The organism is Gorillibacterium sp. sgz306347 (assembly GCF_059735245.1).
The window spans coordinates 326,888-335,921 of the sequence record NZ_JCAPET010000001.1; the positions used below are offsets into that span (position 1 = coordinate 326,888).

A 9,034-nucleotide genomic window follows, 5' to 3' on the forward strand; every position below is an offset into this window, starting at 1 on the left:
AGGTGGCATCATGCAGGAAATCATCATAGATAATTTTGCCGGAGGCGGAGGGGCCAGCACGGGGATAGAGCTGGCGACTGGCCGAAGCGTGGATATTGCGATCAATCATGATCCGGCTGCCATCGCTATGCACAAAGCAAACCATCCCGACACCGTGCATTATTGCGAATCAGTTTGGGACGTGGACCCGAGGGAGGTAACCGCAGGGCGGCCGGTTGGGTTGGTCTGGCTGAGTCCGGACTGTAAGCACTTTTCGAAGGCAAAGGGCGGCAAGCCGGTCGAAAAGGGTATCCGTGGCCTTGCATGGGTGGCGGTCCGATGGGCGGCAACGGTCCGGCCCCGGGTGATCATGCTCGAAAATGTTGAGGAGTTTACCACATGGGGGCCGCTCACGGCGGACGGTTATCCAGACAAGCAGCAGAGGGGCCGTACGTTTCGGTCATTTGTCAATGCCCTCCGTCGCCAGGGATACCGCGTCGAGTGGCGAGAGCTGCGGGCCTGCGACTTCGGAGCACCGACGATCCGCAAGCGTCTGTTCTTGGTAGCGCGGCGGGACGGCCGTCCCATCGTCTGGCCGGAGCCGACGCACGGCGACCCGACGAGCGAGGCGGTCAAGTCCGGGAGACTCAAACCCTGGCGGACGGCGGCGGAGATTATTGACTGGTCGATTCCATGCCCCAGCATTTTCGAGCGGAGCCGGCCACTGGCGGAGAACACCTTGCGGCGGATCGCTCGGGGGATTAAGAGGTTCGTTATCGACTGCCCACAGCCTTTTATCATCAAATTCCAGCAAAACAGTATCGGACAAAAGACAGACCGACCGCTCGATACTGTAATGGCCGGCGCGACGCGATTCGGCATGGTAACACCGGTTTTAGGAGTAAACACCTCCGGACATCCTGGCAGCCGGCCAGATGAACCATTGCGAACGGTCACAACCGGCAATCATCACATGCTGGTAAGTCCTACACTTATTGAAATCGGCTACGGCGAGGGCCCGGGCCAAGCACCGCGCGTGCCGGGGCTGCAAAAGCCGCTGGGAACCGTGGTAGCTGGAGGTCGCAAGCATGCTCTCGTCTCCGCCTTCCTTGCCAAACATTACGGCGGAAACTACACGGGACCCGGCAGCAGTTTGGTCGATCCGGTAAGCACTGTCACGACAACCGACCATAATGCGCTGGTGACTGCTCACATCACGAAATTTCGCGGCGGAGCGACGGGTCACCCGATAGACGAGCCTTTGCACACGATCACAAGCGGAGCGGGGGCGGCCCGGCCGGCCGGCGCGCCTCATGCGCTCGGGTTGGTCACTTCGCACCTGGTCAAGCTGCGCGGCACCTGCGCGGACGGACAATCGGTCACGGAGCCGATGCCAACTATAACGGCGGGCGGGCTCCATGTCGGAGAGGTCCGGGCATTCCTGCTCAAATACTACGGCAGCGCCGACAACGGGCAGACGCTGGACGGCCCACTGCATACGGTCACCACAAAGGACCGCTTTGGGTTGGTGACCTTGCATGGTGTTGATTACCAGATCGTGGACATTGGTATGCGAATGCTGGAGCCGCATGAATTGTTTGCAGCACAGGGGTTCCCGGATAACTACATCATCGACCGGGACGCGGGAGGGAAACCATACAGCAAAAGCGCGCAGGTGGCACGATGTGGCAATTCAGTTCCACCGCCCTTCGCGGAGGCCCTGGTTCGGGCTAACTTGTCGGAAATGTGTACCGGTGCGGGAAAAGCATTGGCGTTTGAGCGATACAAGCAGATAGCTGCCGGGCAACTGGCGCTATCGTTGTGAGGTGCTGCATGAGAGCCCCAGGTATAACGTTCGGAGGAGACTCGACCGAGAAGGAGCGGCGCCGGTTAATACGCCAAAGCATACTGGATACGCGCCAGATATATCCGAGGATGTCGGACAAACAGATCGCTGATAGGTACAACAAAAAATACGGAATTGCCCCGGAAACTGTCCTCCGGGTTTTGAGGGCTGGGAAATGAGCAGCAGCGCACGAAAAGCCCTCTATCTGGTCTGCATGGACGGCGACCTTGAGCCTCATATCCGTTGGGATGCGCTACAGCAGCTTCGGTTGATCCCTCGACCACAGCAGGAGGTTCGCCCTTTCGGCGCGGATAAAGAAGCGGCGGAATTCCTTCAGCGAACGGCATCAAGGCGGGCGAAAAACAGGAAACGGAGGAGGAAGGGGAAATGAAATGCCATTATCCAGGCTGTAGGGAAAAGGCTGTGGCAAACTGGGCGCTTGTGCCGTTATGCGACGGGCACCGCGACAGCATCGCGTCCGAAACCGCACAATACTACGAGCGGAAAATCCAACATGACGAGCGGGAATTATACTTCAACATCGCCAACAAAGTGCCTTTTGCGAGCGAACTGACCAAAAAGCACGTACTGGCATTAACACCTGAACCGCAGGCGGTCATTTGAGGAGTGAGGACATCATGAGATTTGTGGGCATTGACCCCAGCACCAAAACAGGCGTCGTCATCCTGGATTCGTCCGGGGAGTTGATTGACTCTTGCGAAATTACTGCCGGTGGAAAGGACCCCGGCCGGATGATGAATATCATCGACGATACGATAACCAGCGTCGAGCCGGGGGATATCGTCGCAATCGAGGGATTTGGCTTTGCCTCAACATCTGGATTCCTGCTCGGCGGCATTGGTTGGGGCATGCGGATGCGACTCTTTGAAAACGGCATTCAATATGCCGAGGTCGCACCCTCCGCGCTGAAAAAGTTCGCGGGCGGGAAGGGCAACGCCAAGAAAGATGAACTCGCCGTCCACATTTTCAAGCGCTGGGGATTTGAACACCGTTCGGATAACGTCCGGGACGCTTACGTTCTGGCGCAGGTGGCCCGAGCGCTCTATTACCCGGAACAGCTCCTGCAGCCTCAACGGGAGGTAATTGCGGCCATCCAACATCCCGAAATCGCCAGAGAAAAGAAGAAGGCCGCCAAGGATCGGAAGAGGCAGAGGAAGAATGGCATCACAGCCACGCCGCGAGGAGACGTACAGGAAACCTTGTTTTAGCGGGTGGCGCGTGATTATACGGCTTCGTGCTGCCTTTAAACCGAACGTATGTACTTATTTTTTGGAGGGAGAGTATTGAAACAAAAAATCCGATCCGACGAACTGAAGCACGCACTCTCCAAGCGGCACACTGACGACCTGTTTCTCACGGAGGTAAAGACCGGAGCGACGAGTGCGCGTGGCTGGAGCAACAAGGAACTGCTGATCTTTGACGCTTTGGCTGTCAAAAAGAGCTGGGCGAATCCGTGCATAACCGGTTACGAGGTCAAGGTCGCCAGGTCTGATTTCCTGCAGGACCAGAAATGGCCGGGATACCTGCCCTACTGTCACAAATTTTCGTTCGTCTGCCCGAAAGGACTGATCCAGCCGGAAGAGTTGCATGAGGATGTGGGCCTGCTCTGGTACTACCCGGACAGCGGGGCGCTGGTCAGCAAAAGGACGGCCAAGCATCGGCTGATCGAGCTGTCGCACGACCTGCTCTATTACATCCTGCTTTCCCGGGAGTCTTCCGACCGGCATCCGTTTTTCAGCGACCGCCGCGAGCTGTGCGAGGCTTACGTGGCCGACAAGGACGTTCGCAAGCTGCTGGCGAGGCAAGTTCAGTCAAAGTTGTGGGCTGAGAACGAGCAGCTTCAAAAATCTCTGGACCAGGTTCTCAAAAAGGAAAGGAATCTGGAAAAAGAGGGCACGCGGTACACCGAAATCGTCAGCCTCCTTGCCGAATACGGGATCGAGGTAGACGGCTGGAATTTTTGGCAGCGTCAGCTACGGGAACGACTGGCCTCCGGCTTTGACCCGGCAGCGGCCCGGCTTATTACCTCCATCGCCCGAGACGCAGAAAAGCTTGTAAATCTGATGCAACCGGCCAATGCCGACGCATAAACCAACACCTGAGAGGAGCAACAAGACATGCAAACGACGATCAAAGCCGGGTTTAACAAACAAACCAAGGACTCCAAAAAGGAGCTCGTGCAATTTTACGTAAAGGGAGACGACGAAAAAAAGCCGGAGCTGGATTCGATGTGCCGGTCCGTGGTAGAGCTGCGGATCGAGGGCGTCGAGCGGGCGCTGACGGCTGAATTTACGAAAAAGACGAAGGACGCCAAGAAAACGGTCCTCGAATTTGTGATCAAGGGCGACACGTCGGCGGAACAGTCTTATGAATTTTACAAATACGCAGGCGACGACGTAATCCTGAGCATCGCCGAGTCTCAAATGACCATCGAAGAATTCCGGGGCGAGGACGACGAGGGGATCGAATACACCCGGAACCCGGACGGGACGGTAGATGTGGACCCGAATCAGCTCGGGCTTGAGGATTACGAAGACGACGGCGAACTGCCGCTTTAAGGAGGGCGGCCCGGTTTCTGCCGGGCCTGTCTCCGGGAAGGAGGAACTATGAATCTGCTTGATGCCTACGTAAAAAAGGTACTATCGGAGCCGGAACGGATGGATTACGAGGGCCTGACATGGTGGTCCGTAAAGGTGATTTATGACTGCTACGGAGTGAATGGAACGCGAGAGCTGGCTTTTGACACGCAAGAACAGGCTGCGCAGGTCGCACCGGGTTATCACTTTTTAACATAAACACGACTCCTACGGGGCTTGAAAGGAGAAGAAGCATGAACGTAAAGGACATGACAGACGAACACCTTAACATAGCCCTGTCTAAATTAATGGGCCGCACAGATTCAGCAGCAACGGCGGTCAACTATGGCTTGATCGCGAAATATTGCTCCGATCCTGCCGCCTCTCTGGAGGTACAGGCAGCAGCGATTGCCAAAAACAGAGACCGTTATATTGAGACGTTAAGACCGATAGCGTCTGGTCTCCATGGAGAATTGAGCAGTGAACAAGAGTATGAAGTTGAAGCAGCTATGCTCACCGCCACGCCCCGACAGCGGGCGGAAGCGGCATACCTCACTTTTAAAGGAGCGGAAGGAGCATGACCTACTACATCCGAAACAAGGAGACAGGCCGGGACGATGTTGTTACGGATATCGACGTTGCGCGCGGCGTGGTCAGCACGGAGGACGGCGAAGAAATCCGGCTTGTTGATGTGATTGAGAATTACGAATTTCGTTACGACATTTGGTGAGAGGAGTCGAAGCATGAGACCAAAAAGGAAAAAAGAGATCGAGCGCATGTTTGGTCCGGATGTTGCTGAAATCGAGGCATTTGTAGACGCGGGGCACGATTCCCCTCAGGATTTTATTGATTTGTACGCGGCTGGGAAAGAAGTATGGGGCGATTTGAAAAAGGCTCAGCAGACCATAGCCCGACAACGGGAGGCGCTGGAGTTTTACGCAGACGAAAACAATTGGTGGATGGATGCTCCGGGGTTCATTGATACGTCAATTGCGGCAAATGATGGCGGGAAAAGAGCGAAGAAAGCCCTGAAAGGCAGCGCCCCATAATGGGCCCCGCTTTGGTGGGTGATTCGCGGTAGACACATATTACGAAACAACAAAGGAGACTTAATATGAACGAGAAGTATACAAAAGTTGAGTTTTTTGCGGGCAATACGATTGATAAAGCAGTTAACGAGCTATTAGACTTCAAGGCCAAAGACATACTGGCCTGCGGCGATTTTAACGGAATAACTCTGTACTCGGATACAGTTACGATGGACGGAGCGTATAAAGCAATCACCGGGAAAACAAAATCCGAATTTGAGGAATATCAACGCAAAGAGATTGAGGAAAGCAAGAGAAAAAGAGCGGTACATCAGGCAAACATACCGTCACTTTGCAAGGAGTGGAGCGCAAAAGGCAGAGATGTTCTCGACGAGGAGAAATGGGAGTATTGGGACAGAATCGTACCTATCAGGTTGGGCGATTTATATCATGGCATGGAGCTTGGGTGCTGTTTAGAAATTGCAAAGATACTGAATACCAACGGAAGCCTTGACGATGCGCAGAAGGAGATTGAGAGTCAAGGTCACTCGGGGATGTCGTTCGGATTGGTCTGCGCCATGGTCAAAGAGTTTTGCGATAGAGGAGAAGAATTCATTAATTACGTGAGTTTGTCGCAGTACGAAGATATAATGCGCTTGGTCGCAGGCCATCGACCGACCGAATCCGCTTAGGGCGTAGCCCGGAGGCCGTATATCGGCTCTCCCCTATAACAAGGAGGGATACACAAGATGAAACTCAAGTACGAATGTCCAAAATGCAACGTGAACTCGTATTCACGGGACTGGAATACAGCAACTCGCGCTAAATACGAAAATCATGGTATGGGAATCTGTGAGATTCAAGAATGTGAAAACAACTCGTTCCACATCTGTCCAGCATGCGGGGAAGAGTCGGAAATGTTTAAAGGTAAATTACTTGAGGAGGTAAACCCCCAATGACCCAACAAAGGTGTGCAAGAAACATCTCGAAAAGCCAGCGCGCATTTACGGACAATGCATCGGATGCGAGATTGAGTATTATCAAAACAACATAAATCAGTTGGAAGGTAAATTGATGTCGGAGAAAGCCCGTGCAGATGCAGCAGAGGCAAGGGAGGAGCGGCTGAAAGAAGCCATTCGCGGCATCATCGACCCTTTTATTATGGGCTATTCGGATTATTGAGTTGAAACGAAAAATTCAAAATCCATTATTTCAAGAAAATGGATGCTACTGAACATAAGGAGATGAGTGCATGGAACTAAACGAACAGAGATTAGCAGATATAGAAAAGCGGGCAACGGTCGGCGGGTTCACCTTCCTTTGGCCTTCTGAAGTCCTCGCCATGATCGAAGAGATACGAAGTTTACGCAAGCGACTCGATCAAGCGGAATGGAACGAAGAAATGGCCATTATTGCACTCGAACATGCTTGTAAAGAGAAATCGATAACCGAGGAAACGAAGCATGAGATTGAACATACTGTTCGGAGATTAATACGGCATGAAACTGGAAATTGAAACACCCATTTCAACCATAAAATCCGAATACCCTTATTATGGAAGACTTCCCAAATGGCCCGGACGGGGGGTATTGTGCCACCACCGAATATACAGAGGCTTACCGGCGTCTGCTGGAAGTTATCAAAGATTCTCCGTCTGAGTGACCGGATCGCATAAAGACCGCACTCGGCGTATCAGAATGGCGCAGGAGGGACGTGACCGACCCCGGATGACCAATGGGGAGCTAGAAAAGGGGAACGCCTGTACGGGCCTCACAGGAGGTCACACAACGAGAGGGGATAAAAGCATGGAAATTGAAAAGCTGTACGAAATGCAGAAGGCGCTTGACGCCCGGATCATCAAGGAGAAGGGCCTGGAGGGAAAGGACCTGCTGCCGAACACGGTGCTGGCGCTGCAGGTCGAACTCGGCGAGTTGGCGAACGAATGGCGCGGGTTTAAGCACTGGAGCAACGACCAGAAACCCCGATACGAGAGAACGTCGGTCGGGTTTGCTGACCACGAAGACGGCACGGGAAAGGCGTTTGCTCACACGTCATACCCGCTCCTGGAAGAATACGTCGATTGCCTGCACTTTTTCCTTTCCATCGCCCGGCAGCTTGGCCTTCCGGCTGATGATCTATACTGCTATGACGAGTACGCAGAAGGGGAAACGTCCGTGCTCTTTACGGAAATCCTTCACGGTGTCGGCATGATTGTAGGCGATAGGTTTCTCGCGGAACCTGGAAAGGACTTTGACAAGCATCGAAGACACTTTTTCAAAGGCGCTCTCTACGCCTTTTATGCACTTGGAGAGCAGCGGTTTGAATTTACCTTTGACCAAATCGCGGAAGCGTATGTCGCCAAGAACAAGGTGAACCATGACCGGCAATCAAACGGATATTGACCTGAAGACCGGCCACTACTACGACGGACAGATCATGGTCATCAAAATGAAGAAGGGAAAGCCGACCGTGATCGCATTCGGAGGCCGCATTTATAGCTGGATACCGGATGATATGTATCAGCGAGGAGGAAAACGGACATGAGACTCCTGATCATCCCCAAAGAAGGCCGATACGAGCTTTGGCTCTTTGGCCTGGACCGGATGCAGATTGGCAGCTTCGGCAGCCGGCCGGAGGCACAGGAAGGGGCGCGGGAGTTTGTGCGCCTGATGGCCGGCGAGGCGAACCGGTTGAGCGAGGAATAGACTCCGAAAGGGGCGAGAAAGACGTGCAGCACTCATTTGAGCTTCCCGAGTTGGATCGGAAGCGGACGCAGGCAGCCGTAGAAGCTGCACTCGAAAAATACCGCTTGTTTAAGTACCTGGAATTTGAGGAAAGGGAAGCGACGATTACGGCAAGCTATGAGCTGAGAGAAGGTGGCGCATCAGGCCGGATCAGCAACCAGACGGCCGACATCGCAATCCACAATACAGATTCACAGATTGCCCGTAAAGCATACTGCGAACGGATTGAGCGTTCCGTGAACAGGCTTGCTCCTAAAGAGAAGAGGCTTATTACGGAGCGGTATATGAAAGAGGACTACATCTTCGACTACCAAATCTATAAATTCATTCTGGAGGTCAGCGAGTCCACATACTACAAAATCCGGTGGCATGCCTTTTACAAACTGGCGCTCGCCTTGCATATAGCGGTAGTGAAAGAACAAAGAGAAGGGAGTGATACAAGATGACCCACCCGTCGGATTACGACACGCTTCCTGACTCCTTGGAGGTCAGACACATCCAGCAAATCCTCGGGTGTGGTCGCAAACAAGCATATGAGCTTGTAAATTCGAACGCCTTCCATGTCGTCAGGGTAGGGACTAAGATAAAGGTTTCCAAGAGGGTGTTCTTCGAATGGTTTGAGGGGAAAGAGTTCACTGAATTCGTAGAGGCTAAGAGGAATCAATCGTTAACGGCGAGAGCATAGCGCTCTCGCTTTTTTAATTCGCGCCAAATCGCGCCAGAAAGTCATTCGCGCCAAATTCGCGCCAAACGGTAAAATTCGCTCCATAAAATGAGCCGGAAAAGAACTCCAGACAAACAAAAAACCCTTACGCTGTAAGGGTTTTTCTCAAGTGATCT

The 9,034-nt window shown here is 53.3% G+C and carries 16 protein-coding genes; all 16 read left to right on the plus strand.

The annotated features are described in order from the left end of the window. Positions 1-10: 10 nt before the first annotated feature. The 16 genes from AC6I6H_RS01585 to AC6I6H_RS01660 all read left to right on the plus strand — a co-directional run bounded on the left by AC6I6H_RS01585 (position 11) and on the right by AC6I6H_RS01660 (position 8,879). Positions 11-1,804, plus strand: a complete 1,794-nt coding sequence (locus tag AC6I6H_RS01585; protein WP_497950155.1) for a DNA cytosine methyltransferase — start codon at positions 11-13, stop codon at positions 1,802-1,804. A 408-nt stretch (positions 1,805-2,212) separates the two neighbouring features. Then, positions 2,213-2,449, plus strand: coding sequence for a hypothetical protein (locus tag AC6I6H_RS01590; protein ID WP_497950160.1), 237 nt, complete (start codon positions 2,213-2,215; stop codon positions 2,447-2,449). 14 nt (positions 2,450-2,463) lie between these two features. Then, positions 2,464-3,054 (plus strand): RuvC family protein, encoded by a 591-nt coding sequence (locus tag AC6I6H_RS01595; RefSeq protein WP_497950165.1) that lies wholly within the window; start codon positions 2,464-2,466, stop codon positions 3,052-3,054. 75 nt (positions 3,055-3,129) lie between these two features. Continuing rightward, a complete protein-coding gene (locus tag AC6I6H_RS01600) occupies positions 3,130-3,936 on the plus strand; it encodes a hypothetical protein (protein ID WP_497950169.1) in 807 nt (268 codons plus the stop codon). Positions 3,937-3,963: 27 nt separating this feature from the next. Next, positions 3,964-4,404: a hypothetical protein gene (locus AC6I6H_RS01605; RefSeq protein ID WP_497950174.1), complete on the plus strand. Its 441-nt coding sequence runs from the start codon at positions 3,964-3,966 to the stop codon at positions 4,402-4,404. A gap of 48 nt (positions 4,405-4,452) precedes the next feature. Beyond that, positions 4,453-4,641: a hypothetical protein gene (locus tag AC6I6H_RS01610; RefSeq protein ID WP_497950176.1), complete on the plus strand. Its 189-nt coding sequence runs from the start codon at positions 4,453-4,455 to the stop codon at positions 4,639-4,641. 35 nt (positions 4,642-4,676) lie between these two features. Then, positions 4,677-5,003 carry a hypothetical protein gene (locus AC6I6H_RS01615; RefSeq protein WP_497950179.1) on the plus strand — a complete coding sequence of 109 codons (327 nt, stop codon included), beginning with the start codon at positions 4,677-4,679 and terminating at the stop codon, positions 5,001-5,003. Continuing rightward, complete coding sequence (locus AC6I6H_RS01620; protein WP_497950182.1) at positions 5,000-5,152, plus strand: hypothetical protein; 153 nt, start codon at positions 5,000-5,002, stop codon at positions 5,150-5,152. The genes AC6I6H_RS01615 and AC6I6H_RS01620 overlap by 4 nt, the downstream gene beginning before the upstream one ends. 13 nt (positions 5,153-5,165) lie before the next feature. Then, entirely contained in the window at positions 5,166-5,471 is a 306-nt protein-coding gene (locus tag AC6I6H_RS01625; protein WP_497950186.1) for a hypothetical protein, read from the plus strand. A gap of 65 nt (positions 5,472-5,536) precedes the next feature. Further along, a complete protein-coding gene (locus tag AC6I6H_RS01630; protein WP_497950188.1) occupies positions 5,537-6,142 on the plus strand; it encodes a hypothetical protein in 606 nt (201 codons plus the stop codon). A gap of 560 nt (positions 6,143-6,702) precedes the next feature. Then, entirely contained in the window at positions 6,703-6,966 is a 264-nt protein-coding gene (locus AC6I6H_RS01635; RefSeq protein WP_497950191.1) for a hypothetical protein, read from the plus strand. A 289-nt stretch (positions 6,967-7,255) separates the two neighbouring features. Further along, positions 7,256-7,852, plus strand: coding sequence for a dUTP diphosphatase (locus AC6I6H_RS01640; RefSeq protein ID WP_497950195.1), 597 nt, complete (start codon positions 7,256-7,258; stop codon positions 7,850-7,852). Beyond that, positions 7,827-7,994, plus strand: coding sequence for a hypothetical protein (locus AC6I6H_RS01645; protein ID WP_497950198.1), 168 nt, complete (start codon positions 7,827-7,829; stop codon positions 7,992-7,994). The genes AC6I6H_RS01640 and AC6I6H_RS01645 overlap by 26 nt, the downstream gene beginning before the upstream one ends. Further along, entirely contained in the window at positions 7,991-8,155 is a 165-nt protein-coding gene (locus AC6I6H_RS01650) for a hypothetical protein (RefSeq protein ID WP_497950201.1), read from the plus strand. The genes AC6I6H_RS01645 and AC6I6H_RS01650 overlap by 4 nt, the downstream gene beginning before the upstream one ends. 23 nt (positions 8,156-8,178) lie before the next feature. Beyond that, the gene (locus AC6I6H_RS01655) at positions 8,179-8,640 is read left to right on the plus strand and encodes an ArpU family phage packaging/lysis transcriptional regulator (RefSeq protein WP_497950204.1); all 462 of its coding nucleotides are present in this window, start codon (positions 8,179-8,181) and stop codon (positions 8,638-8,640) included. Next, on the plus strand, positions 8,637-8,879 hold the full coding sequence (locus AC6I6H_RS01660) for a helix-turn-helix domain-containing protein (RefSeq protein ID WP_497950207.1): 243 nt from the start codon (positions 8,637-8,639) through the stop codon (positions 8,877-8,879). Before AC6I6H_RS01655 ends, AC6I6H_RS01660 begins: the two co-directional genes overlap by 4 nt. The last annotated feature ends 155 nt before the right edge of the window (positions 8,880-9,034 follow it).